The 25,267-nt window shown below is 54.4% G+C and carries 18 protein-coding genes and 2 tRNA genes; 9 read left to right on the forward strand and 11 right to left on the reverse strand.

Features of this window, described 5'->3' with window-relative positions:
- Window positions 1-116: 116 nt before the first annotated feature.
- Window positions 117-1,349: an MFS transporter gene (locus tag RTX30_RS20990; protein WP_312692481.1), complete on the forward strand. Its 1,233-nt coding sequence runs from the start codon at window positions 117-119 to the stop codon at window positions 1,347-1,349.
- Between the two features lie 122 nt (window positions 1,350-1,471).
- Here the strand turns inward: RTX30_RS20990 and RTX30_RS20995 are convergent, their stop codons facing one another.
- The 5 genes from RTX30_RS20995 to iolD form a co-directional block, all read right to left on the reverse strand.
- Complete coding sequence (locus tag RTX30_RS20995; RefSeq protein ID WP_312692483.1) at window positions 1,472-2,977, reverse strand: sugar porter family MFS transporter; 1,506 nt, start codon at window positions 2,975-2,977, stop codon at window positions 1,472-1,474.
- A gap of 442 nt (window positions 2,978-3,419) precedes the next feature.
- Window positions 3,420-4,319 (reverse strand): myo-inosose-2 dehydratase, encoded by a 900-nt coding sequence (gene iolE / locus RTX30_RS21000; protein ID WP_312692485.1) that lies wholly within the window; start codon window positions 4,317-4,319, stop codon window positions 3,420-3,422.
- Between the two features lie 32 nt (window positions 4,320-4,351).
- The gene (locus RTX30_RS21005) at window positions 4,352-5,236 is read right to left on the reverse strand and encodes a sugar phosphate isomerase/epimerase (protein ID WP_312692487.1); all 885 of its coding nucleotides are present in this window, start codon (window positions 5,234-5,236) and stop codon (window positions 4,352-4,354) included.
- A gap of 38 nt (window positions 5,237-5,274) precedes the next feature.
- On the reverse strand, window positions 5,275-6,288 hold the full coding sequence (locus tag RTX30_RS21010) for a Gfo/Idh/MocA family oxidoreductase (protein ID WP_312692489.1): 1,014 nt from the start codon (window positions 6,286-6,288) through the stop codon (window positions 5,275-5,277).
- 57 nt (window positions 6,289-6,345) lie between these two features.
- Window positions 6,346-8,286 (reverse strand): 3D-(3,5/4)-trihydroxycyclohexane-1,2-dione acylhydrolase (decyclizing), encoded by a 1,941-nt coding sequence (iolD, locus tag RTX30_RS21015; RefSeq protein WP_312692491.1) that lies wholly within the window; start codon window positions 8,284-8,286, stop codon window positions 6,346-6,348.
- Window positions 8,287-8,777: 491 nt separating this feature from the next.
- On the opposite strand from iolD, the gene iolC reads away from it, so the two are divergent.
- Together iolC and RTX30_RS21025 are read left to right on the forward strand one after the other, a co-directional pair.
- Window positions 8,778-10,691, forward strand: coding sequence for a bifunctional 5-dehydro-2-deoxygluconokinase/5-dehydro-2-deoxyphosphogluconate aldolase (iolC, locus tag RTX30_RS21020; protein ID WP_312692513.1), 1,914 nt, complete (start codon window positions 8,778-8,780; stop codon window positions 10,689-10,691).
- A gap of 144 nt (window positions 10,692-10,835) precedes the next feature.
- Window positions 10,836-11,678, forward strand: a complete 843-nt coding sequence (locus RTX30_RS21025) for a MurR/RpiR family transcriptional regulator (protein WP_312692493.1) — start codon at window positions 10,836-10,838, stop codon at window positions 11,676-11,678.
- A gap of 51 nt (window positions 11,679-11,729) precedes the next feature.
- Here the strand turns inward: RTX30_RS21025 and iolB are convergent, their stop codons facing one another.
- Both iolB and RTX30_RS21035 read right to left on the reverse strand, forming a co-directional pair.
- Window positions 11,730-12,539 carry a 5-deoxy-glucuronate isomerase gene (gene iolB, locus RTX30_RS21030; protein ID WP_312692495.1) on the reverse strand — a complete coding sequence of 270 codons (810 nt, stop codon included), beginning with the start codon at window positions 12,537-12,539 and terminating at the stop codon, window positions 11,730-11,732.
- A gap of 20 nt (window positions 12,540-12,559) precedes the next feature.
- Window positions 12,560-14,065, reverse strand: a complete 1,506-nt coding sequence (locus RTX30_RS21035; protein ID WP_312692497.1) for a CoA-acylating methylmalonate-semialdehyde dehydrogenase — start codon at window positions 14,063-14,065, stop codon at window positions 12,560-12,562.
- A 359-nt stretch (window positions 14,066-14,424) separates the two neighbouring features.
- On the opposite strand from RTX30_RS21035, the gene RTX30_RS21040 reads away from it, so the two are divergent.
- Entirely contained in the window at window positions 14,425-15,246 is an 822-nt protein-coding gene (locus RTX30_RS21040; protein WP_312692498.1) for a TIM barrel protein, read from the forward strand.
- Between the two features lie 151 nt (window positions 15,247-15,397).
- Here the strand turns inward: RTX30_RS21040 and RTX30_RS21045 are convergent, their stop codons facing one another.
- Together RTX30_RS21045 and RTX30_RS21050 are read right to left on the reverse strand one after the other, a co-directional pair.
- Complete coding sequence (locus RTX30_RS21045) at window positions 15,398-17,353, reverse strand: glycoside hydrolase family 127 protein (protein WP_312692500.1); 1,956 nt, start codon at window positions 17,351-17,353, stop codon at window positions 15,398-15,400.
- A gap of 10 nt (window positions 17,354-17,363) precedes the next feature.
- Window positions 17,364-18,764 (reverse strand): MFS transporter, encoded by a 1,401-nt coding sequence (locus RTX30_RS21050; RefSeq protein ID WP_312692502.1) that lies wholly within the window; start codon window positions 18,762-18,764, stop codon window positions 17,364-17,366.
- A gap of 225 nt (window positions 18,765-18,989) precedes the next feature.
- Here RTX30_RS21050 and RTX30_RS21055 point away from each other — a divergent pair, with 225 nt between their 5' ends.
- Complete coding sequence (locus RTX30_RS21055) at window positions 18,990-19,805, forward strand: helix-turn-helix transcriptional regulator (protein ID WP_312692515.1); 816 nt, start codon at window positions 18,990-18,992, stop codon at window positions 19,803-19,805.
- 91 nt (window positions 19,806-19,896) lie between these two features.
- Here RTX30_RS21055 and RTX30_RS21060 read toward each other — a convergent pair.
- Window positions 19,897-19,972, reverse strand: a tRNA-Asn gene (locus tag RTX30_RS21060).
- A gap of 98 nt (window positions 19,973-20,070) precedes the next feature.
- On the reverse strand, window positions 20,071-20,868 hold the full coding sequence (gene mtfA / locus RTX30_RS21065) for a DgsA anti-repressor MtfA (RefSeq protein WP_312692504.1): 798 nt from the start codon (window positions 20,866-20,868) through the stop codon (window positions 20,071-20,073).
- Window positions 20,869-20,961: 93 nt separating this feature from the next.
- Here mtfA and RTX30_RS21070 point away from each other — a divergent pair.
- The 4 genes from RTX30_RS21070 to RTX30_RS21085 all read left to right on the forward strand — a co-directional run.
- Window positions 20,962-21,051, forward strand: a tRNA-Ser gene (locus RTX30_RS21070).
- 764 nt (window positions 21,052-21,815) lie between these two features.
- Window positions 21,816-23,912, forward strand: a complete 2,097-nt coding sequence (locus RTX30_RS21075) for an AAA family ATPase (RefSeq protein ID WP_312692517.1) — start codon at window positions 21,816-21,818, stop codon at window positions 23,910-23,912.
- A 30-nt stretch (window positions 23,913-23,942) separates the two neighbouring features.
- The gene (locus RTX30_RS21080; RefSeq protein WP_312692507.1) at window positions 23,943-24,590 is read left to right on the forward strand and encodes a Pvc16 family protein; all 648 of its coding nucleotides are present in this window, start codon (window positions 23,943-23,945) and stop codon (window positions 24,588-24,590) included.
- A gap of 124 nt (window positions 24,591-24,714) precedes the next feature.
- Window positions 24,715-25,267: hypothetical protein (locus RTX30_RS21085; RefSeq protein ID WP_312692509.1), on the forward strand; the 553-nt coding region annotated here is incomplete at its 3' end.

The raw sequence follows: 25,267 nt of genomic DNA on the forward strand, positions 1-25,267 counted from the left end.
TGTCAGCGTTCGTCGTGGAATATACGCACCGTTTAATACCGCGCATGGCTAAATAAATGATGCTGCCAGAAACGATGCCTCACTTTTATTGCTGATCACGATTCGCAGGTAAGAACATGAAAACAGGATGGTATAGTGAACTGACCGGAAAAGAAAAAAAGACCTGGTGGGCATGCCTTGGGGGATTTGCCCTCGATTCAATGGACAGCACGATTTTTTCCTTAGTGATGCCAATATTATTAAGCCTGGCCATTATTACAAAATCAGAAGCCGGCATTTTAGGTTCGGTGTCATTAATAGGGAGTGCGCTGGGAGGCTGGAGCGCAGGTATGCTGGCAGATCGATGGGGGCGCATACGGGTTATGCAGCTGACCGTTTTGTGGGTAGCCTGTTTTACCGCGCTGACGGCGTTGTGTGGCGAATTCTGGCAGTTTTTAGTTGTGCGTTTTTTGCAGGGCCTTGGTTATGGTGGCGAGGTGGTAGTAGGCGGGGTATTGATCAGCGAAGTTATTCGTGCCAGCTATCGTGGTCGCGTAGGGGCCTCCATTCAGAGTGGATACGCCATTGGGTATGCCATTTCCCTGAGCGTTTTGCCGATTTTGTTGCATTATTTCGCCCCGGCACTGGCATGGAAAGTATTCTTTTTTATTGGCATTATTCCAGCCATTCTTGTGTGGTTTATCCGTCGTCTGGTTCCGGAATCCGAGGTATTTGCCACACATTCTTTAAATAAAAGGAGCGGTGGTTTAACGACCATATTTCAGGTTAAGCACCGACGAATTACCGTAACCGCAACATTATTGGCCAGCGGTATATTTGGTGGTGCGTATATTATGATCACCTGGCTACCCACTTATTTGCGTATGGAATTAGGGCTGCCTGTGGTTTCTATGTCTGGCTACCTGGCGATAAATATTGTGGGCTCTCTGCTTGGCCCGTTTATTTATGGCAGGCTAAGTGACAAATTGGGGCGCTGGAAAACCATCATTCTGTTTTTGCTGTGTCAAATAACGGTAGTCGGCATTTATATGTTTGCGCATGTCAGCCTGGCTGTCACGCTTGGGCTGGGAGGCATACTCGGTATATTTCAGGGTGGTCTGGCGTCTGGTCTTACCCCCGCATTTTCTGAACTTTATCCTACCCATATCCGGGGCAACGGGGCAGGTTTTTGCGCCAGTTTTGGTCGTGGTTTTGGCTCGCTAATGCCTGCATTGGTGGGGATCGCATCGTCCTGGTTCCCCCTGGGGTATGCGATGGGGACGCTTGCCATTGTCGCCTACTGCCTGGGGATTGCTGCTGCATTGTGCCTGCCGAATGCGACAGGTATCGATCTGCAGACCATAAAATAACGCACATGTCGCCTGCCGGAAGTGGCGCAATGTGATGAAACAGATGCCGCTAAGTAGCGAGGATTGCCTTGCATTAACAGACAAGTAAAGCCGTCAGATGACGGCTTTATCCGTTCAGCGTGTTATAGCCGTGCTTTGTTCATCTCGGCGCTGTAGGCTTTGCGTTTTTGCGCCCGGCGCTGCCCCTCCGGGCTGTTATCCAGCCAGTCGTGCAAATAGTGTTCAATCTGTTCAAGGCTGCGATTGCGGGTTTCCGGTACGCATTTGATGACAAAAGTCGCACCCACCAGCCCGACCGCCGCGAAGATAAAGAACGTGCCGGAGAGCCCCACCCAGGCGAGCAGGATCGGGAAGAAAAGCGAAATCAGGAAGTTGGCAATCCACATAGCGAAGACCGCACCGCCCATAAAAATACCGCGCAGACGGGTGGGGAAAATCTCAGAGAGCAGCAACCAGGTCACCGGTGACAGCGCACCCTGCTGGAAGCAGAGAAACATTAGCATGCCAGCCAGCACCATATAACCGCGCAACGCGTCCGGCTGACCGTTGACTGTTTCCGGCAAAATATAACTGATGGCGCCGATAAAAATCAGGCAGGCCGTACAACCAAACTGGCCAATCATTGTCATCGGACGGCGGCCAATTTTGCCCAGCATCCAGATGCCGACAAACGTCATGACGACGGAAACTACCCCGTTGGCAACGGTAGCGACCAGCGCGCCGTTGTCCGACATACCGACGGCAGTCAGCACCGTGGGCGCGTAATACATAATGGTGTTAACGCCGGTCATCTGCTGGATAACCGCAATACCAATGCCAATCAGGAAGAGTTTAAATAACCACGGTGTCAGCAGTTCACGCAGGCGCGGTGTCCCCTGGGCGCGTTGCTCCTCCAGCGTCTCTTCAATCTCCATTAATTCCCAGTCCACATCCTCCGGGCGGCGTGTGCGCTCCAGTACCCGACGGGCTTCAGCAAGACGGCCTTTCATGGCGTACCAGCGCGGGCTGTCAGGCATAAACATCATACCGAACCACAGCAGCACCGCCGGTACCGTTGCCACTGCCAGCATCCAGCGCCAGGTCGATTCCCCACCCCACAATTCATGAAATGCGGCGTTAGAGATATAGGCCAGTAATTGCCCGGAGACAATCATCAGTTCCTGTAGTGTCACTAACTGTCCGCGTTTGTGCGCCGGTGCGATTTCGGCGATATAGACCGGAACCGTCGCTGCAGCACCACCCACCGCTACGCCAAGCACCAGGCGAAAGAAAATCATCCACGACACGTCCGGTGCCATCGCGGTGCCAATGGCGCCGATTGCGAAGATGACCGCCAGGTAAATGATGATTTTCTTTCGTCCCGCAGCGTTCGCCATATGCCCGGACAGCAGCGCGCCAAAGGCAGCGCCAAACAGCAGTGAGCTGGTCACAAGGCCGGTAGTGAGCGGGGTGAGATGCAATTCGTGGCCCATAAACAGCAGCGCGCCGGAGATAACGCCGGTGTCGTAACCAAACAGCAGACCGCCGAGCGTGGCGATCAGTGCAATCACTTTGACAAACGGCGACGTCGGCGCGTTGCTGTTAGGCCCTGATGCTCTGTTAAGGGTGAGATATTGTTCTTTAGTCATAAAAGACTCCAGTAACCTGCCGTTCAGGGAAATAAGAGGGCGCTCTTCATGAGTGCCGGACTCTGTTGGTGATATATTCACCTTGATTAATTTAGATCAAATATTTCATTTGCATAAACAATGAAATTTAAGTTTTGAGTGATGTGTCATGTTTTGTTATCGATTTGTGATAACCGGCACGCAGGAATGCATTCTTTGGTCAGTCTGCGATCATGAAAGAAAAAGAATTAATAGTTAATTGTTTGATTTAAAAATAAATTGATAAAAAAGCCGGAATGCAAATGTAAAGCGGGCAGGGCAGTGATGCCCGTAGCGCAGACTGCACCAAAGGCATATGGAATGAAACATTGTTTTCATTTTTTCTCTGCGTGAAAGAGCAGAGCTGTGGCATGATCACCTGTGCAGACGGCACCATCGTACCGCCTGCATACGCGGTTAATCGTCAGATACCGGCGGTTTCGCGCAGGTAATGACGCGCTTTAACAGCGTATTCGAAGGGGTTAGCCAACGCAGGATCCTGCTCTGCTTCCACCACCATCCAGCCACGGTAACCTGCCTTATCCAGCATTTCGAAAACCGGCTGGAAATCGATCGTGCCGTCGCCGGGCACGGTAAAGGTGCCTTTTCTGACGCCCGCCAGGAAAGAGAGTCCTTCACGTTGGACCTCAGCGATCACGTCCGGTCGAACATCCTTCAGGTGGACGTGATTCACGCGTGGCAGGTGTTTTTCCAAAATAGCTAGCATCGCCGCTTCAGTTCCCTCGGAATACCAGGCATGCCCGGTATCGAATAACAGGAATACCGAATCATCGACCAGCGACATAAATTTATCGATCTCCGCCGCAGTCTGGATACCGGTGCCCATATGGTGATGCAAACAGACCTGCATCCCTTTTTCAGCTGCGAGACGCCCGAGCGTATTGTAGCCCTCTGCCACGCGCGCCCATTCTTCCTCGGTAAAGCAGGGCTTATCCGGCCCCATAACCGGCAGCGTAGTGCACTGGATGCTGCCGCTCTGTTCTGAACAGCCGATCACCTTCGCACCCATCGCGTGCAGGAAGTTCATATGATTGACAAAGCTATCGAGCGTTTTTTCCCGCTCGCCCGCCGCAAAAAAGGTGCTGAACCAGGCATTGCAAATTTCAATGCCGCGGATCGCCAGCATCGGTTTAAGGATTTCAGGGTCGCGTGGGTATTTGCTGCCAACCTCGCTGCCGGTGAAGCCCGCTAATGCCATTTCGCTGACCGTTTGCTGAAAGGTGTTTTCGCTGCCGAGTTCCGGCATATCATCGTTTGTCCAGCCAATCGGTGCGATGGCCAGCCTGACATGTTGCTTATTCATAGTGCGCCTCTGTGGTCGCAAGCGGCTGCGGCTTAATGGCCGAGCAGCTCACGTTCAATCAGTTCACGGGTTTCAACTGCCTGATATTTCATTTTTTCCGGGTAGCCAAACAGCGATGCCGCCACAATGGGTTCGCCGCCAACCTTAAAGGTCTGGCGGGCGAAGCCCATCTCGCGCAGGGTGCTGAACAGCGCCGGGAAGTCCACCTCACCTTCGCCCACGCCAACGTGCTGGTGGATGGCAGCATCCACGCCGGGAGGGTTCATAATGTAGCGGCAGTGTTTGGTGTGATTCATCGTGTCGGCAATGAGGACGTGGGATAAATCGTCCCCGGCATAGCGCAGCATTTTTTCCACTTCGCCTTTGCCTTTGTCATAGAAAAAGGTGTGCGGCACGCTGTAAACGTATTTCACGTTATCGCTGCGAAACGACTTCACGATATCTACGGTTTCGTTGTTCTCTTCGCAGAAATCCCACGGGTGGGCCTGGATTTCCACGCGGATCCCTTCACGCTCAAATATCGGTAACAGCTCTTCCATGGATCGGTAGAACATCTCTTCGCAAATTTCGGGCTGGTTCGGGTCGCCAGAAAGCTCGGTGTTGATCACCTGCACATCCATTTCCAGCATGATTTCGATTAACCGCTTCCAGTTTTTCACCGCCGCCTGGCGGCGCAGTTCATCCGGGCCGGACCAGCGGTAAACGCAAATAAACGACGAGATCTCAACACCCGTTTCACGCAGCGCCTTTTTATACTCCGCCATTACTTCACGGCTTGCTTTGGGATGTTTATAGAACGGATTGATTTGTGGGTGCGGCGACTGTTCGATGTACTTATATCCCCAATCGGCGACCTGGTGGACCATGCGGCTGATACCGAGATCCTTGATAACATCGACGTCAAAAGCGATTTTCATGGTAAAACTCCGTCGGATTCGTGGGTACAGCGCCACGTTTAGCGCAGGTAAAAGGCCGGGCGTTCTGGCAGACTGATCGGCTCCAGCGCGCCGCTTTCCTGCGCTTTCAGGCAGGCATCTGCCGCCACTGATGCGGCATAACCGTCCCAGGCCGACGGGCCGCGCAGTTCACCTGCTTGTACATCACGAATAAACGCCTGCAACTCAACGTCGTAGGCTTTAATAAAACGATCCTTCCAGTCTGTAAGGATGGTGGTGGAGAGTTTTGCGGTATGGCGCATCTGCACAGATGACGGCTCAGGCAGGCGGGCAACGCCGTTTTCGCCCACCACTTCGCATTGAATGTCGTAGCCATAACGGCAGTTCACGAAGATCTCGACGTCAATGAGTGTGCCTTTACGGGTTTCCAGCATCACGATTTGCGGGTCTTTAAGCTGGGCATGGGTATGCGATGTGGCGCGCGGGAAGCGAACCTGCACGGAACGGTAATCATCGTTAAGCAGCCAGCGCAGTACGTCCAGTTCGTGGATAAGCGTGCTGGTGATCGCCATGTCGGTGGTGTAATTCTCGCCGACTTCCGGGTTGCGGTGTGCGCAATGCAGCATTAACGGAGCACCGATTTCGCCACTGTCGATAACCCCTTTCAGCGCCTGATAACCTTCATCGTAAGGGCGCATAAAGCCTACCTGTACCAGTCGGCGACCCGCTTTCATCTCCGCGTCGACCACGCGGCGGCAGCCTTCAGCGGTCATCGCCAGCGGCTTTTCACAAAATACCGGTTTACCCGCTTCGATAGCCGCCAGCGTAAAGGCTTCATGGGTCGGATCCCAGGAGGTGACAATCAGCGCTTCAACGTCCGGCGCGTTAATCACATCCTGCCCGTCGGCGTAGACTTCGGCTTCCAGTCCTAACGCACGGACCACGGCGTGAGCGTTATCCAGATTAATATCAGACACGGCGACCACGCGTGCTCCCTGCAAAACCTGGGTGCAACGGCGGATATGTTCTTTGCCAATGGCGCCTGCGCCAATAACGCCTAATTTAAGCGACATAGTAATAATCTCCGGAATATCAGGGTTGAGGTAAAAGTGTGTTGGCATTGCCCGGCTTCAGTAATTGCGCGCCTGGGCGCGTTTTTCGTTAATGTGCTGCGCAACCCGCTGAATGCGTGCGGACAGCGCCTGTTGTGCGACACCCACGTTCCACCAGCTGCCATATTTGTGCACCATGGTTTTGGGCAAGACTTTAATGTCGATAAGGGTGCTCACCGTTGCGTGCTGCGAGGCTTCCAGCGCCTGTTTGAGTTCATCAAGGGTGGTCACGCGCCAGGTTTTGCAGCCGTAACCGGCCGCGATGGCGGCAAAATCCACCGGCACCAGCCCGCCTTGTAGTTGCCCGTTTTCAGACGAGCGGAAGCGGAATTCGGTGCCGAAACTGTTCATGCCGTGCTCCATTTGCAGGTTGTTAATACAGCCGTTAGCCATATTGTCGAGCAGCACCACGTTGATTTTTGCCCCCTCCTGCAGGGAGGTCACCAGTTCGGAATGGAGCATCATGAAAGCGCCATCGCCCACCAGCGCGTAGACATCACGTTGCGGTTCGGCAAGCTTGACGCCCAGCGCGGCGTTCACCTCGTAGCCCATGCAGGAGTACCCGTATTCAACGTGATACGCATTGGTGGAGCGGGTACGCCAGACACGTTGCAGGTCGCCTGGCAGGCTACCGGCCGCCGCAACGATCACTGCATTCTCAGGTAGCCGCTCGTTGAGCACGCCCAGCACGCTGCTCTGGGTCAGGGTTGAGTCCGTCAGCTGGCGAAACTCGCGATAGACCGATTCCCGGTCGAGGTGATCATCGATTTCAGGGATAAAGGCTTTTTCCTGCCACGTGGCCTGATATACCCGCTGCGTCTCTTTCAACTGGCTATCCTGTACGCAGGCAATTTGTTCGCCCCAGCCTGCCAGCCAGCCTTTATGACTGAGCGCAGCATCCAGCGACGTCAGCGCTTCGCGCGCATCGGACAGCAGCGGAATGCCGTCCAGTTTCCATGCATCAAAGTTGCTGACATTAATGTTGAGGAAGCGCACCGACGGGTGCTGAAAAATCCATTTCGATGCGGTGGTGAAATCCGTGAAACGGGTTCCGACGCCAATCACCAAATCGGCCTCTTTCGCCAGCAGGTTCGCCGCCAGGCAGCCGGTTTCACCCACGCCGCCCACATTAAACGGGTGCGAGGAGAGCAGGGTGCCTTTGCCAGCCTGGGTTTCAGCAAACGGGATCTGGTAGTGTTCGGCAAACCGGGCGAGCGCTTCACCCGCGGCGGCATATTTCACGCCACCGCCGCAGATAATTAGCGGCTTGCGGCTTGCCAGAATGGCAGCAACGGCATCATCCAGCTGCGAAGCGGAAGGCGGGCGGCGATCAAGACGGTGCACGCGTCTGGCAAAGAAGGCGTCCGGATAGTCCCACGCTTCGCCCTGCACATCCTGCGGTAACGCCAGCGTGACCGCGCCTGTTTCGGCCGGATCGGTCAGGACGCGCATGGCGTTAATGCAGGCGCTCATGAGTTGCTCCGGCCGGGTGATGCGATCCCAGTATTTACTGACGGCGCGAAATGCGTCGTTTGTGCTGATACTTAAATCGTGGCTCTGTTCAATTTGTTGCAGCACCGGATCGGGCTGACGGGTGGCGAACACATCACCGGGCAGCAGCAACAGGGGAATACGGTTTGCCGTGGCGGTGGCGGCTGCGGTGATCATATTGGCTGCGCCAGGGCCGACAGAAGAGGTACAGGCGAGGATCTGTCTGCGCAGCGATTGCCGGGCAAAACCGGTAGCGGCATGCGCCATACCTTGTTCGTTGCGCCCCTGGAAGAGGCGCAATTCGCCACTGTTCTCTTCCAGTGCCTGGCCGATCCCCAGTACGTTGCCATGCCCGAAAATGGCGAAAATGCCTTTGACGAATTTGACGGTTTCGCCATCCACTTCCAGATACTGGTTATCAAGAAACTTCACCAGCGCCTGCGCCATTGTCAGTCTCTGCTTGCCCATCTTTCTCTTCCTTTATCAGCCAATGTCATGCAGGCGTGCACTGAACGGTCTGTCTTCAGGCCTCTCGCCTACCGGAATCTGTCTGGATTATAGGCAAACATATTTTCCATAAAAGCGGAATACAGATGAAATGTTTCATTTTGTGAGGGCAATCATACTCTGTTTCATCCTGGCGGGTTTTCTGTGGAGGGGATCGCGAAACGGTGAAAACCGGCAACACGGTATCGTCAGATAACCCTTTAACTACTATGCTTTTCTTCTATCGGAGGCAGGTGTACAGGCAAGGTAAAGTACGGATATGAGCGCGGCGTTTTGACAAACACAGAGTGGAATAGCCTTCACATTTTTGGTTTTTAAATTTCATATAAATTTGTAAATGAAATATTTATTTCTCATACTACGTTCAACCGTTCACCCTCAGGCTGCTTGCGGGCGTGCTGCCGGCGTACCGGCCCTCTCGTGAAGCAGGCATGCAAAAGGAAACCGTAGCGATGAATGCAGCAGTTAAGCGGCTCGATGTAATTTGTATTGGCCGGGTTGCCGTGGATCTCTATGCCAGGCAGATCGGCGCCCGACTCGAAGATGTCTCCAGTTTCGCCAAATATCTCGGCGGCTCCTCGGGCAACGTAGCTTTTGGTACCGCCATCCAGGGGCTGAAGTCGGCGATGCTGGCCCGCGTGGGCGACGAACATAACGGGCGTTTTCTGCGTGAAACGCTCCAGCGGGCCGGGGTGGATACCGAGTATTTGATCACCGATAAGCAACGTCTGACAGCGCTGGTGATGCTCGGCATTAAAGATCAGGAGACGTTCCCGCTGATTTTCTACCGCGATAACTGCGCTGACATGGCGCTCACGCCTGATGACATCAACGAGGACTATATTGCCTCCTCGCGTGCGGTGGCCGTTACCGGGACGCACCTTTCCCATCCGGACACGCGCGCCGCCGTACTAAAAGCGCTGGAGTATGCGCGCCGTCATGGGCTGCGCACCGCGCTGGATATTGATTATCGACCGGTGCTGTGGGGACTGACCTCCCCCGGCGATGGCGAAACGCGTTACGTCGAGTCGGAGCAGGTGACGCGCCAGTTGCAGGAGGTGTTGCACCTTTTCGATCTGGTGGTGGGCACAGAGGAAGAGTTTCACATTGCCGGTGGGAGCACCGATACCCTGACGGCGCTAAAAAATGTGCGCAATGCTACCAACGCCACGCTGGTGTGCAAACGGGGGCCGATTGGCTGTGTGGTGGTTGAAGGTGCAGTGCCGGATAGCTGGGAAGCGATGCCGCTTTATCAGGGCGTACGTGTTGACGTGCTCAATGTGCTGGGGGCGGGCGACGCGTTTATGTCCGGTCTGTTACGCGGCTGGCTGAATGATGAAGGCTGGGAACAGGCCTGCCGTTACGCCAATGCCTGCGGAGCGCTGGTGGTGTCGCGACACGGTTGCGCTCCGGCCATGCCGACCCGAACAGAGCTGGATGACTACCTGAGCCGTGACGCCTCGGTGCCCCGGCCGGATCTTGATGAACGTTTGAATCACCTGCATCGCGTTACGTCGCGACGCCAGGCATGGCCGGAATTGTGCATTTTTGCTTTCGATCACCGTAAACAACTGGCCGATCTGGCGCAGGAAACGGGCTGCGATGAAACACGCATTCCGCGACTGAAACAGTTGCTGTTGCAGGCGGCGAAAGAAGCGGCGCAAGAAGCAGGGCTGGAAGGGCGTAGCGGCATACTGGCGGACAGCACCTATGGCCAGCGCGCGCTTAACGCCATTACCGGTCAGGGATGGTGGATAGGTCGGCCGATTGAACTGCCCGGTTCGCTACCGCTTCGGCTGGAACATGGCGATATCGGCTCACAACTGGCGAGCTGGCCGCTGGAGCATGTTGTCAAATGCCTCGTCTTTTATCATCCGCACGATCCGGCGTCGCTGCGCGAAGAGCAGGATGCGTTGCTGCTTGAAGTGTGGCGAGCCTGTAACCAGTCGGGCCATGAGCTGCTGCTGGAAGTGATCCAGCCGGAGAACGGGCCGCTGAAAGATCCGCAGCATTATCATGATATGCTGGCTCATTTTTACCGGCTTGGTATCAAACCGGACTGGTGGAAGTTGCCGCCGCTAACTAGCCTACACTGGCAGAATATCGGCGAGCTGATTGCCCGCGAAGATCCCTGGTGTCGCGGTATTTTGTTACTGGGCCTCGACGCGCCGCAGGCGCAACTGCGCGAAGGCTTTGCCGAAGCAGCGATGCACCCTATCATCAAAGGCTTTGCGGTGGGGCGGACGATTTTCGGCCAGCCTTCGCGCCGCTGGATGCAGGGGGAACTCGATGATAATGCACTTATCAGTGAGGTGAAGACTAATTACCTGACCCTTATCGGTTTCTGGCGCGAAGCCCGCCGCTAATCACCGCGCAGGATGGCTGTGCCATCCTGCGTCTTTTTGCTTCGTGAAATGAATCGCGTATTTCATTGCGAAAAATGAAAAATTCGCTTCATTTGATACACTGACATCCGTTTCCTTTTTTTCTCCATTTTTCAGGCGCGATACATGGCAAATAACCCAACCCAGCTCTCCATTCTGCAGGATGACATTCGTCGCCGTTATGATGAACTTAGCAAACGCCTGAAACAGGTGGCGCGCTACATTCTGGATAATAGCAACAGCGTAGCGTTCGATACTGTTGCCTCGATTGCCAAGCAGGCGGATGTGCCGCCTTCAACGCTGATTCGTTTCGCTAACGCGTTCGGATTCAGTGGCTTTAACGAAATGAAACAGATGTTCAGGCAGCATCTGATGGAGGAAACCGCGAACTATACCGAACGCGCACGCCTGTTCCGCCAGACCGCCAGCGAAGAGGCCACAGCGCCGGAAACGCCGGGCGAAATCCTCAGCATGTTTACCATGGTCAATACCCAGGCACTGCAGCAACTGGCGGTGCAGATTGCGCCAGAGGACCTGGACAGGGCAGTGGCCTTGCTGGCAGAGGCGGAAAATATCTATGTTATCGGGCTGCGTCGTTCCTTCAGTGTCGCCTCATACCTGACTTATGCGCTGCGCCATCTCGATCGTAAAGCGTTCCTGATTGACGGGCTGGGCGGCATGTTCACTGAGCAACTCAGTCTGGTGGGGCCGAAGGATTTGGTGGTGGCCGTCAGTTTCTCGCCTTATTCGCGCGAAGTGGTGGAGCTGGTGGAGCTGGGCGCGCAGCGCAAAGCGCGACAGATTGCGATCACCGACAGCCAGGTCAGCCCGCTTGCTGCCTTCAGCGATGTTTGCTTTGTGGTGCGCGAAGCACAGGTGGATGGTTTCCGTTCTCAGGTGGCGTCGCTCTGCCTGGCCCAGACGCTGGCCGTCTCACTGGCGCTCGGCAACACCAAAACCCCACAGTAGTTATTCAACGCAATAAAAAACGGCCCGCAAGGGCCGTTTTTTTGCTCAGGATTAACGTCGCGGATAGTCGTCGCTGTTGATCCAGGCGTGATCCGCTTCCCAGCTAAACAGCCATTTGCGCTCCGGCCCGGCCATCACATTGAGGTAATAGCTGTTGTAACCGGCTATAGCAGCCACCGGGTGATAACCCCGTGGAACCATCACCACATCCTGATTGTAGGGCGCCATGGAGACGTCCAGACTGCGGTCGTCGGTATAGACACGCTGGAATGCGAAGCCCTGCGGCGGATCGAAACGGTGATAGTAGGTTTCTTCAAGCTGCGTCTCTTTGCCCGGCACGGGCGTATCATGCTTGTGGGCGGGCCACGAACTGGTGGCCCCTTCGTCGGTGTAAACCTCAACGACAAGCAGCGATTCCGCCGGATGGGTGTCCGGCAGAATGTTGTGCACCTGACGCTGGTTACGCCCTTTACCGCGATGCTCAACGCCAACATCCTCAGGGGCAATCACCCGGGCGGGCAGCGCACCGCTGCCCGGCGCACTGCATAACGCCAGTTCGAGATCGGAATCCGCCGTTACGCGAACGGTCTCTCCCGGCGGAATGTAGACGGACCACGGCGGCGTACGTTCAAACGGTGACATTCGCCCGCCCAACCCTGGGAAATCCGCAGTACGGGTTTTTACCGAGGCAAAACCCGCCACCAGCACCAGGCAGAACTCGCGATCGACGCTGTCAAAGTCTACCGTTTCGCCTTTTTTCAACATCCAGACATCAAAGCCGATATAGCGCCATCCGGCGCTTTCCGGTGTGATGTGTTGTATCTGGCGCGCATTGTGCTGCGCCTTTGCCAGTAACGACATGGCTCCTCCTGGAATAAAGATTAACCTAACGTCGGCATGCTGAATTCAGAGACGGTTTGTTGCCCCTGCGGCCAGCGTACCGTGGCGGTTTTCATGCGGGTGTAGAAGCGCACGCCATCTGGACCGTGAACATTCAGCGCCCCGAACACGGAACGCTTCCAGCCGCCGAAACTGTGGAACGCCATCGGTACCGGTACCGGCACGTTTACCCCTACCATGCCGGCTTGCACATCATGCACGAATTCGCGTGCCGCATGGCCATTGCTGGTAAAAATGGCGCTGCCATTGCCAAACTCATGGCTGTTGATGAGTTCCAACGCACTGGCGTAATCCGGCGCGCGAACAATGCCCAGCACCGGCCCGAAGATCTCTTCCCGCCAGATGACCATTTCTGGAGTGACGTTGTCGAACAGCGTACCGCCGACATAATAGCCTGCTTCATAGTTGGGGAGGGTGAAGCGGCGGCCATCGACCACCAGTTTCGCGCCCTCATTGATCCCTTTTTCAATATAGCCCAGCACTTTTTGCTGATGGACGTCGGACACCACCGGACCCATTTCATTTTCTTCCGAGCGGCGCATACACCCCGGCCCGATACGCAATGCTTCAATGCGAGGCGTCAGCCGTGCGATGAGCTTATCGGCTGTTTCATCACCCACCGCGACCACAATCGGCAACGCCATGCAGCGCTCGCCCGCTGAACCAAAGGCACCGCCCATAATGGCATTCACTGTTGCGTCGAGGTCGGCGTCTGGCATGACAATGGCGTGGTTTTTCGCCGCGCCAAATGCCTGCACGCGTTTGCCGTAGGCGCTGGCCGTTTTGTAAATGTGCTCAGCCACACCGGAAGAGCCAACAAAGCTAACTGCTGCGATACGGGGATCGGTGTAGAGCTGTTCCGCATCTTCGTTGCTGCAATGCACCACGTTGAATACACCGTCTGGCAATCCGGCCTCTTTAAGAAGTTCAGCAAGACGTACCGCCGCGGTCGGTGCCAGCGCCGGGGGCTTCAGCACAAAGCTGTTGCCGCAGGCAAGCGCAATCGGGAACATCCACATCGGCACCATCGCCGGGAAGTTAAATGGCGTGATCCCCGCGACCACGCCAAGCGGCTGCATGAGTGAAAAACTATCGACGCCGGTACCGACATCCGAAGAGTATTCCCCTTTGATCAGGTGCGGAATGCCGCAGGCGAACTCCACGACTTCGGTGCCACGGGTCAGTTCACCCAGCGCGTCCGACCAGACCTTACCATGCTCGCTGACGATAATTGCCGCCAGTTCTTCCGCATGTTTCTCGAGCAACATTTTGAAATTAAACAGCACGCGTGCACGGCGCAGTGGCGTCGTGTTTGCCCAGCCGGTAAATGCCTCGTGTGCGACCTGAATCGCATCCGAGACTTCCGCGGACGTGGATTGCGTGAGTTCGCGCACCGCTTTCCCTGTCGCCGGGTCATAGATGGCCTGGGTCTGGTTGCTGTTACTGAGACAGATTTTCCCGCCGATAAAGTTTCCTGTGATATTCATGCTTAGCCTCGTCGTCTGGAGGGGGTCAATGCCGGAGCCGTGACGGCTCACGAAGAAAGTGCCTGTCATCATCCTGGTTAAATGAAATGAATATTTCAATAAATCATTTAATGAAATTTTATTTTAGTGAGCAGCGTCGCATTTACGCGCACCGCCTGGGCAGAACATCCCGACGGGTACTTTCTGTTGCCTTGTTTTCGCAAGGGAATGTGATGATTTTTGAGCGTGGAACCTTTAGCGCCGCGTTTTTTTGCGAGCTTGATCAAAGAAGTGCATTTTCGAATATTGCTAATTATGAAATAAATGTTTTGATTAAAAGCAGGCTGGCTATTTCATTTCGTTGCTTTCAGGAGAGTAAGATGACCATTGCACTGCACCGCTTCTGCGTTAACCGTAAAATCGCCCCCGGGTTGGATATTCCTTCATTTTTTAAACTGGTGAACCGCTTAGGGCTCACGAAAGTTGAGCTGCGCAATGATATGCCCGGCGGAAAAGTAACCGATGCGTTGAGTCACCAGCAGGTACGCGATCTTGCGGAGCGTTATGGCTTAGAGATCGTCACCATTAACGCGGTGTATCCCTTTAACCGACCTACGTCGGCGGTTTGTTCCTTAACGGAATCCCTGTTAAAAGAGGCGCAAGCGGTGGGGGCGGGGGCGCTGGTGCTTTGCCCGTTGAATGACGGAACGGTTATTGATAACGAAAAAACGATGACCGCACTTCAAACGCTTTCCCCGCTGTTTGAGCGCTACGGCATTCAGGGGCTGGTTGAGCCGCTCGGCTTCCCGCAAAGCTCGTTGCGATCCGCCGCGCTGGCGCAAACCCTGATCCGCGATGCCGGTGTTCCGTTTAAGCTGCTTATTGACACGTTCCACCATGCGCTTTATCCCGCAGCCGCTAGCGAGTTTGACGGGGTCGATATCAACATGATTGGGCTGGTGCATCTTTCCGGTGTAGAAGCCACAGGCCCAATCGATGCGCTTACCGATGAGGAGCGCATCATGCTGACGCCGGGCGATCGTCTGGATACCCTTGGGCAGATTGCAGCGCTTGAATCGCGCGGTTATCAGGGGGTTTATGCTTTCGAACCGTTCTCATCTGAACTGGCCTCGTGGCAAGAAGCAGACATTGAACAGGCGCTCCGCAGCAGTATTGAACGCGTCCAGCAGCACGTTGCCTGACCGCGAATACGTCCCTGCGACAAGTGAAACAGGGACGTTACCGCCATCGCGACGGTATTTTCGCCGTCACTTTCACCGCGTAAACAGAGAGCTAGCCGCTTCCCTTGCCAGGGGGCGGCTATTTTTTATGCTGCACGTCTGGTGCGTTGCATTACGCCTCGTCGACCCAGATTCGCATTTCCCCCTCGCCACGGTTAGCCCAGCTAAACCACGGAATAAACGTCAGGGTTTTGCGCATCTGCGTTGCCGGTTTGCGATCATACTGCCAGAGCGGCTGCGTTTCAGAATCGCTTGCAGCGTGCTGATATCCCTCGGCCTGGATCAGCACTTTGTGGGCAAACAGACCTTTCCCCTCAAACGTGCGGAATGTGCTCTGCTCGCACAAGCTCAGGTTATGCAGATTGGTGCCGTTGTCTGCCTCTTCCAGGCAGTACACCAGTGGGCCACGCTGGATCGCCACTTTCCCGGCTTGCTGGCGCACCCGTGGGTTGCCATAGACCCGACGTACCGGCATTGGCAGGCGTAACCGCAGCACATCCCCCTCCTGCCAGCGGCGGGCTAAATGAAAATAGCCGCGTTTTGTTTCGCCCTCTGCCGCTTCACCATTGAGTGTGACCTGCGGGTTTTCGCACCAGTCTGGCAAGCGCAGTGCCAGCGTATGTTCTACCGCGACGGGGGAAGTGATACGGATTTCAACCTCTTCCTGCCACGGATAATTGCCGCTGATAGTGAGTTGCAGTGTCTCCTCGCCGACCTGTTGTTGCATGCTGTTACCGACGTAGAGATGGATAAACAGGGCCTCTGGTCGCGCGGTGTAAATGTAATGCCCGAGCGACGTGAGCACGCGGGCAATATTGGGCGGGCAACAGGCGCAGCCGAACCAGCGCTGACGCACCGGCTTAACGTGGTCATAGATATGATTGAAGGGCAGACTTTTCGGGTGCACTTCGAGTGGATTCACGTAAAAGAAATGCTTTCCGTCAAGCGCCATCCCGCCCAGCACCGTGTTATAGAGCGCGCGTTCCATTACGTCGGCGTAGTGACTGTCGGTTTCCATTTCCAGCATCCGGCGTGCGAACATCATCAGACCAATGGACGCGCAGCTTTCAGCGTAAACGGTATCATTGGGCAGATCGTAATCACTGCTGAACGCTTCACCACTGCTTTGTGAACCAATGCCACCGGTAATATAGAGCTGCCGCTGCGCCATATTGCGCCATAGCCGCAGGCAGTCCTGACGTTTGCTTTCGTCAGCGCTTAAACGCGCAAGGTGTGCCACGCCTGCCATCAGGTAGACAAAACGCACTGCGTGGCCTGTTGCAACGGATTGCTCGGACAGCGGCAGATGGGCCTGACTGTAGGCCTTATCGTTAACCATCCATGCCGGGCCGTAAGTGTGCCAGTAAGAGGTTCTGCCGCGCTTTTGGTACTCAATGTCATAAAAGTGCGGCTGTTTGCCACGCTCCTCAACAAAATATTGTACCAGCGCCAGATAGCGTGGTTCTGCAGTGACTTCATACAGGCGCATCAAAGCCAGCTCAATTTCAGGATGGCCGGGATAGCCATGAAGCTGGTTTTCCCCTGCGCCGAATACACTATCGATATGATCAGCCAGTTTGCAGACCACCTCCAGCAAGCGGCGTTTGCCGGTGCCCTGGAAGTAGGCTACCCCGGCCTCAATCATATGCCCGGCGCAGTAAAGCTCATGGCATTCGGCCAGGTTCGTCCAGCGTTCACCGGGGGCTTTCACGGTGAAATAGGTATTCAGATAGCCGTCTGCACACTGGGCGGCGGCGATCAGGTCAATCACCTCATCGGCAGTCTTTTCCAGTTCAGCGTCCGGTTTCTGGCACAGGGACCAGGCCACGGCTTCGAGCCATTTCGCCACATCGCTGTCCTGAAAAACCATGCCGTAAAACGCCCCCTCTTGCTGACCGGCCGCAATACGGAAGTTGGCAATGGCATGGCTCGGCTCCGCTTCGGCAATGCGATCGTTCAGTGCCTCCCATTGGTAGGGGATCACGACGTCACGTACCAGTTGCTGGTACTGGCCAAGAAACGGATCGCTAATTTTCAGTGTATGCAGGTCGGGTTCCATAACAGACATCTTTCTCTCCTCAGGACTGAACATGGCGCTGGCGCAGGTCGGTGGCAATGCGCGCCATCATGGGGTTGCTAAGTTTGCACCAGCGAATGGTCATCGCCAGCAACAGGTGGAACAGGGCTGGCAACAGGGTTTCCATCGTCGTGATCCCGTGCAATGAGGCCGGTGTCTGATGACCCGTGCCAGGGTGGTAGGCGACAAAAATAAACACCAGGCTGATAATGCCGGCGCTGGAGGCCCAGGCCAGCTTGATAAAGAACAGATTGAACGCGAAATTCATTCCGGATGAACGCACGCCGGTTTTCCACTCACCGTAATCGTCGGCGAAGGCCATCAATGAGAAATGCAGGGGCAGGGTAAAACCGAGCACAATGCCATTGCTGAGAATAACGATCAGCCACAACGTTTGATGTAGCGGGCCAGTCGGTAAAAACCACATTCCCAGCGCCAGCACGGCGAGGAGCAAATTGGTGTAGTAATAAAGCTTAACTGTGTCGATCCGCCGCGATAGCGGATTGACGATGACGGCACCCAGAATGGCGGCGAAGGTCACCATGGTGAAAAACAGCGAGATGTAGGCGGTGCTCCCCTCCAGCACATAGGTAATAAAATACATATAGCCGCCGCCGCGAATATTAAAGACGTTGATCAGCAGGAACGACATCGCCAGCATCAGCAACAACTGGTCGTTGTTACGCAGCCCGGTCAGGTGTTCACGCAGGGTGAATTTCCCCATCAGCGCCAGCGGTACACGTTCACGTACCCAGAAGAAACAACACAGGAACATCATGACCGCCAGGGTACAAAGTACACCGACACCCCACTGGTACCCCTGTGCCGTGTTGCCCTTGCCGAGGATGGCGACCAGCCACGGCAGGCCGACTGACACCAGAAAACCGGCCACCCCGCACAGCACGAAGCGCCAGGACTGGCAGGAGAGCACTTCGTGATGCCGGGTTGTCATGGTATTGATGAGCGCGCAGTAAGGCACATTGATGGCGGTATAGCCTACCGAAAGCAGCAAATAGGTGCCAAAAGCCCAGGCCATTTTTACCCCCATCCCGGCATCTGGCACGGTAAAGGTGAGTACGCCAATGATCCCTATCGGCAGCGCTACCCACAATTGCCACGGACGAAAACGTCCCCAGCGGCTTTGGGTGCGATCGGCAATCACCCCCATCACCGGATCGGAAATGGCGTCAAAGACACGCAGCACTAAAAACAGCGTGCCGACCAGCGCCGGGGTCAGGCCAAAGACATCGGTATAGAAGAATGTCAGAAAATTCATGATCAGGCAGGTGATCACTGTCCCGCCCGCATCGCCCAGGCCGTAGCCTATTTTTTCGCGCACAGAAAGGCGGTCATTCACCGTCTGCTGCGCGAGCTCACGTTGTGTAATCGGAGTGGAAGTCATTGAGTAACGCCTCATTAATTGAATTTTTATAAGGTCTGAGCAAGGTACCCAATTTATTCTGCACTGAAAGAAAGGCGCGACAAGGGAAGGGAAAAGTATAAAAAGGTGAGGATTCCGACCTGGTTATGAAAATGTGATTTAGATCCGGATGATTTGTATTATTTCATTAATAATCAAAATCTAAATCGATTATTTCGCAGTAACAGAGTGAGAAAATACATATTTATGCTTGAATTATCCATGGTGCTTCCGATTAAGGTACAAAATGGCGGGTTATTTATTTCTCGCGGGGTGGGGAGGCATCCGGCGCGAAAGCTACACTCCTGGGAGATCATTTATGTTGAAAAAGGGACATTAACGATCGAAGAAGAGGGCATTCCGTTTGTGGTAAATGCGGGCGAAACGTTGCTGCTCTGGCCGCAGCGACGGCATGTGGGCACGCTGGACTTTCCGCCGGATTTAACCTTTTACTGGCTACACTTTGAACGTCAGAAAACACTAGTAACGACAGAAAATATAGCGCCGCTTTTAATACCCCAGCATAGCAAGGTGGGGGATCCTCAGTACCTTATTTCTTTGTTCAGGCAATTCTTAAACGAGCAGGAAAAATTGCAGCGAACTGTCGCGCTGGAATTAATCGTCCTGCTTATTCTTCAACAAATATCCGAAGCGGGAAGGCACGACGAACAGCCAACAGAAATGGGCGAAGCTATTGCCTGGAAAGCACAACAGTTAATTCGTAGCCGTTTTCATTTACCGCTTTCCACTTCGCTGCTGGCGAAGGAATTGCACTGTAATGCAGATTATTTAGGGCGCGTCTTTCGGCGGGTTTTTCATTTAACGCTGACTGAGGCCATCCACCGCCAGCGCATCCGCGCCGCAGAGAAGTTACTGCTCAGTCATACGGTTTCGCTCACCGAGGTTGCCACGCAGTGCGGATTTAATGATGTCGGCTACTTTCGGCAACGCTTTCGCAAGCACACCGGGCTGACCCCCACTGTCTGGAAGCGGCGTTACTGCAAAGTGCATATTAATACCTGAAAAGGTTGACTGACGCAGGGTGGAGAGAAAGGCGGCATTATGCAGGAGACAGAAAAGCAAAAAGCCTGCTTGAAAGCAGGCTTCTTAAATTTGGCTCCTCTGACTGGACTCGAACCAGTGACATACGGATTAACAGTCCGCCGTTCTACCGACTGAACTACAGAGGAATCGTGTGAACGGGGCGCATACTACTGGCCCCGTACTTTTGTGTCAACACTAAAATTAACGTACTGATTCAAATGGCGAATTAAAGCGCAACAGTACGTTAATGCAGTGAGTTGGCGCGCTCGCCATAGCTGCCCGCCTGGTTGCGCAGGCGGCTTAACGGATCCTGCATGTAGAACTGGCAGAAACGCTGCCACAGCGCCGGGAAACGTGGCGCAAACAGCTCCGGCGCGCTGAAGAAATACTCTGACAGCACGGCAAAGCACTCTGCCGGATCGGTTGCGGCGTAAGCATCAATGCTGGCGGCGCTTTCACCGACCAGATCGATCTCATCCTGGATGTTATCCATCGCGGCGTGCAGGTCATGCTCCCAGCCAGCCACTTCCCGAAGGGGGATCAGCGGTATTCCGCTGGCGCGATCGCCGTTACGCGTGTCGAGCTTGTGCGCCACTTCGTGGATAATCAGGTTAAAACCGGAGGCGTCAAACGAATCCTGGATATCCAGCCAGTTCAACACAATCGGACCTTGCTGCCAGCTCTGACCAGACTGCACCACGCGGTGGTTATGCACCAGTCCGATATCGTCTTCCCACTCATCGTCCACCACAAACGGGGCGGGGTAGATCAGCACTTCATGGAAACCGTCCAGCCACTCCAGGCCTAATTCCAGGACCGGAAGGCAGAACAACAGGCTGATGCGCGCGCTTTTCAGCGCGTCTAAATCAAATCCCTGTAGCGGAACCAGCCGTTTTTGCTGCAAAAAACGGTCTGCAAGTTGAACCAGTTTGATCTGTTCATCCGCAGAAAGATTCGCCAGTACAGGGGCGTTCAACGCGTCTTCCCAGGGGAAAGCTGCGTCATCCAGGGAGTCCTTTGTTTTCCAGGGCCACTTAATCATCGCTTTGCTCGCAAACTCGCCACTTGAACCAAATTAGCGGGACAGGGTCTGTTAAAATGCCAAATAACCTGGCATCATGGCAACTGTCTGAACGGAGAGATGCCAGAGCGGCTGAATGGACCGGTCTCGAAAACCGGAGTAGGGGCAACTCTACCGGGGGTTCAAATCCCCCTCTCTCCGCCACTTCTTTTATCTCATCGTAATACTGCTTTCACGTTATCCTTACGTTACTGCGCAAACTAACCGTCTGACTTTTTTCGAAAAGTACAGCTCGTTACGGGGATTTCTGCACGCGATACGTTATCACCAGCACGGTAGATCAGGGTAGTCCTTTGCAACGATGTCCTCCGTTTTGTGAACTGAGTCTTAACGTTGGCCGCACCCGTTACGCTGTTGCCCCGCTTTCTGTGAGTAAAAGGTGTGCTGCGCATCTGCTCTGCTACCCCGCGCGGGCACATTTATTTAGGGGTTATTGCCGTTAAGAATATTCATTCAGTCGGGTATGCGCCTGAGGTGGAATGAATGGGATTTTTCACGGCTTTTTATATCTGCTTGAATATACAAAGATTCATATTCCGCCAGCAGCATTTATTGGCATTCTGAATTCGCCTGTTTTTAAAAATCATTGTCGTACTGTTTTTTGTTTTTTCTAATTAATACAAACAGGTGACGTCTCAATAATACACTCTCTATCCGCTAAAAAACCAAAGAATTAGGTTGCAATATCGCAACGCCAGTCGGTTTGTAATTTTCATCGGTAAAGCCTAGCTTTTGATTAATGAGCGTCCTTTATTGTGAAAACATGAAATTCTCTGATGTCTAAATAACGCAGGGAGGGCGGCAGCCTGTCTTTTACATTTATTTTTCTGTTGACCGCTAATTCACGGGCCAAATGATCGGTTGTGTCTAAATTAACGCGCTTCTTATTTCAGAGAGCAACAGTGAATATGACAGAAGAAATTGCCGATGTACTTTTGAATACGCAAGAAGAGGACTGGCACTATAACGTGCTACATCAACAAGTTGAGCGGATCGAAGAGATGCTCAAACGCTATCTCCGTGTGGTGCGCCAGCGGGTACAGGAGTATTCGCAGCAGAGCCAGCAACCAGAAACAGACGCCGCCTTGTTGCAAATGGATATGCTTGCCCGTTTTCAAACCAAAATTCCGGCTTGCGATATTGCCCTGTGCCGTCAGAGTTTTCGTGAAGCTGACCGGGCGAATATTCCCGCCGACAGCCGCCTCGGCATGTTGATTGCGCGTTTTGGTCTGGATCCGTTCGAACGCGACGCGCTGTTGCTGACACTTATGCCACTCGCTAACAGCAACGCCGGGTTGTTATTTGCTTGCCTGCAACACGATGCCCAGGATAACGGGATAAAGCCGGAGCTGATACTGAATCTGCTGTGTCGGAACAACATCGACAGGCTGGAAATGGAGGTCCGTTTGTCGGGTGCCGCCCCGTTGGTTCAGCATGCATTAGTTCAAACCTCTGGGCCCGATCGCAGCCAAAACGGATGGTCTTACTCTCTGCATGGCAGCCCGCATATCTTTCGCTATCTGTGCGGGAGGGACTCCTCGCTTGGGCAGGCTTCGTGCCGCTGGCTGGAGGCGCCTGCACAGGGGGATCTGTTTCCTGAGTTAACGCAGCAATTACTGATGAGCATGCGTAACCCCTGTTCAGGATTGTTGGTTTCACTGAGCGGAGGGACCGAAGGCGTACGGAAAATGGCACTGGCGCATGCGGCCAGTACCGCAGGCTGTAAGTTGCTGGTGTTTGACATGGCGCAAGCGCCGGAAGAGGAATATCCATTTCGTCTCTGTTTTGTGGAGGCGTTGAGGGAGGCGACGCTGTACGCATCATGCCTGGTCCTGCCGGGTTTGCATGACGCCTGGGAACGCTATCCGACATTGCAAAATTGGATCAATGACCGTCTGGTTGCACATACATTCCCTCTGTTTGGGCTGATTCAGCCCGATACGCCATTAACGCCGTTAGCCGGTATTTCTCAGGTTACCCTTGAGATGCCAAAAAGCACTCCCCTGGACGATACCCGGTTGCTCATCAGTTTGTTGAAACCTTATCAACTGGAGCCCGATGTCGACCCGTCCATGCTGGTGCGTCGCTTCAGGCCCGCTTCTGACACGCTTTTACAATCCTTAAGCGATGCGGATGCCTATCGACGGCTAAGGGGGGCGGCGGGGCTTTCTGCGGAGGATTTGAATAAGGCGTTTCGTCAGCGTTCGCAACAGGCTTTCGGCGGGCTTGCTACCCGCATTGAACCTAAACGGACTTTTGCTGATTTGATCATTTCTGAGGGACTGGGCAGACAACTGGAAGAGGTGCTGGTCGCGGCGCGTTTTCGTGAAGAGGTTCTGGCGCGTGGTTTTGAGCAAAAAATCGCATATGGAACCGGAATCAGTGCGTTATTTCACGGTGATTCCGGTACCGGTAAAACGCTGGTGGCTGAAGTGCTGGCGGCGACGCTGGGCGTGGACATGATCAAAATCGATCTCGCGACGGTGGTAGACAAATATATCGGTGAAACAGAAAAGCATCTGGCACGGGTGTTTGATGCCGCTGAGCGGGATTCCGGTCTGCTTTTTTTTGATGAAGCCGATGCGTTGTTCGGTAAACGGAGTGAAACCCGCGATTCTCACGATCGTTACGCCAATATTGAGATTTCCTATTTGTTACAGCGCCTGGAAAGTTATTCAGGGCTGGTCATTCTCGCCACCAACAACCGCTCGCATCTGGATGATGCATTTACCCGCAGGATCAATTTTATTATCCGCTTTCCTTTCCCGGATGCCGCCCTGCGTGAGCGGATGTGGCAGGCAATTTGGCCTGCAGAGGTGACGGTGGCCGAAGAGGTGGACTTTTCTGCGCTCGCACGACGCGCCGAGATTACCGGCGCGAACATCCGCAATATCGCGTTACTGGCGAGCTGGCTTGCCGCGGAGCAGCAGGCACCGTACGTCGGGCAGAAACATATCGATCGCGCGCTGCAACGCGAGTTGGCCAAGATGGGGCGTGTGGTTTGATGATTTTCACTTTCGTAATGGAGATTGAACATGACTGATTCAACTGCTGATGATGAAATTCCAACGGCGCCCGCCGTTGCCTCTGATACCACGCTCATCAATCTGAACGTGGCCATTGAAGCGGCACTGCGCGAGTATCTGCCTTCTGACGTGGCTATTCGTTTTGATCTTCCGCCGAAAGACTCCACGCCGGATGTCCCGACGGTATGCATCTTTTTATATGACATCCAGGAGGATTTGCAGTTACGCGTAGGCGAGGGGAGAAAATTTAATTCGACCACGGGCGTCTTCGCGCCCGGCTATGTGAACATACGGTGTTGTTATCTGGTGACCTATTTTGAGGTCACACAAAGCAGCAGTAGCGATTCTCCCCTAAGCCAGGCAAACAGCCAGTCGCTGATCATTATTAATAATGTGCTGAATGCGCTGGTGAATAACCGTTCGTTCTCCACGTTGCCAGGCACTTATTTGCGCGTCATTCCGCCCTCTGAGCAACTAAATAGTCTGGGGAATTTCTGGCAGGCGGTCGGTAATACACCGCGTTTGTGCCTCAGTTATATGGTGACTGTGCCGTTGAAACTGACCGACCTGCAAACGACTTACACGCCAGTCAATACCACCAGCGTTCTGTCCGCGCATATTTCAAATGATGATACGACGGAAACCAGTGAGAGCTAATCCGTGGCTGTCAGGCAGTACGGCTGCCTTAGGCATATTCGTGTCCCACGTTAAAGGCGAGCGAGGCAAACTGACCCCCGCTGTTCCTGTTTCATTGCAGTGCGTGCGTCACTGAAGGAGTGAAATGATGCCCAGGCATTCGCCTCCCTACGAAAAAGTCAGAAGAGCGAAATATGCCCACCAGAAGAAGCGCGGTGAGCGGAGCCATAAACGAGGCCGAAGGGCGGGGGCGGAAAGGCCTGTGGGGATCCCCGGCTTCGATTCAGTGGAGGAGTGGATCCGCTATGAACTTGATGCACGCGACGCCCGTCTGGCTTATGAAGCCGCAGCGCAGCCTCTGCCGCCACTGCCCGTTTTCAGGGCGAGGAATCTGGCTGAGCGCGTTACGCTGATGTTGTATGCTCAGCATGTCTTCGGGATGGAGTTTCAGCCAGCGGTGGGCAACTATGCGTTGTTCCGGCGTGTATACGATGACAATGATGCTTACGAAGACAACGAGGCGCACGAAAGCAATGAGATGACAGAGCAGCCCGGCCGTGGGCTGCTTCTGCCGGAGGAGGTTGCCACCGGGCTGGTGTCCGGAGCCAGCTCCTCCGGCGGTGAGCTGCTTCTGCCGGAGGACGTTGCCACCGGGCTGGTGTCCGGAGCCACCTCCTACGGCGGTGAGCTGCTTCTGC

It is taken from the genome of Kosakonia sp., from assembly GCF_032052965.1.
Classification (GTDB): Bacteria; Pseudomonadota; Gammaproteobacteria; order Enterobacterales; family Enterobacteriaceae; genus Kosakonia.

Bases quoted from the DNA above. Each gene is read 5' to 3' on its own strand.
- RTX30_RS21025 (WP_312692493.1), top strand. From the start codon at position 10,836: ATGGCAAATAACCCAACCCAGCTCTCCATTCTGCAGGATGACATTCGT.
- RTX30_RS21035 (WP_312692497.1), bottom strand. From the start codon at position 14,065: ATGAATATCACAGGAAACTTTATCGGCGGGAAAATCTGTCTCAGTAAC.
- iolD (WP_312692491.1), bottom strand. From the start codon at position 8,286: ATGGGCAAGCAGAGACTGACAATGGCGCAGGCGCTGGTGAAGTTTCTT.
- iolB (WP_312692495.1), bottom strand. From the start codon at position 12,539: ATGTCGTTACTGGCAAAGGCGCAGCACAATGCGCGCCAGATACAACAC.
- mtfA (WP_312692504.1), bottom strand. From the start codon at position 20,868: ATGATTAAGTGGCCCTGGAAAACAAAGGACTCCCTGGATGACGCAGCT.
- RTX30_RS20990 (WP_312692481.1), top strand. From the start codon at position 117: ATGAAAACAGGATGGTATAGTGAACTGACCGGAAAAGAAAAAAAGACC.
- iolE (WP_312692485.1), bottom strand. From the start codon at position 4,319: ATGAATAAGCAACATGTCAGGCTGGCCATCGCACCGATTGGCTGGACA.
- RTX30_RS21075 (WP_312692517.1), top strand. From the start codon at position 21,816: ATGACAGAAGAAATTGCCGATGTACTTTTGAATACGCAAGAAGAGGAC.
- RTX30_RS21005 (WP_312692487.1), bottom strand. From the start codon at position 5,236: ATGAAAATCGCTTTTGACGTCGATGTTATCAAGGATCTCGGTATCAGC.
- RTX30_RS21040 (WP_312692498.1), top strand. From the start codon at position 14,425: ATGACCATTGCACTGCACCGCTTCTGCGTTAACCGTAAAATCGCCCCC.
- RTX30_RS21045 (WP_312692500.1), bottom strand. From the start codon at position 17,353: ATGTCTGTTATGGAACCCGACCTGCATACACTGAAAATTAGCGATCCG.
- RTX30_RS21055 (WP_312692515.1), top strand. From the start codon at position 18,990: ATGCTTGAATTATCCATGGTGCTTCCGATTAAGGTACAAAATGGCGGG.
- RTX30_RS21080 (WP_312692507.1), top strand. From the start codon at position 23,943: ATGACTGATTCAACTGCTGATGATGAAATTCCAACGGCGCCCGCCGTT.
- RTX30_RS21010 (WP_312692489.1), bottom strand. From the start codon at position 6,288: ATGTCGCTTAAATTAGGCGTTATTGGCGCAGGCGCCATTGGCAAAGAA.
- iolC (WP_312692513.1), top strand. From the start codon at position 8,778: ATGAATGCAGCAGTTAAGCGGCTCGATGTAATTTGTATTGGCCGGGTT.
- RTX30_RS20995 (WP_312692483.1), bottom strand. From the start codon at position 2,977: ATGACTAAAGAACAATATCTCACCCTTAACAGAGCATCAGGGCCTAAC.
- RTX30_RS21050 (WP_312692502.1), bottom strand. From the start codon at position 18,764: ATGACTTCCACTCCGATTACACAACGTGAGCTCGCGCAGCAGACGGTG.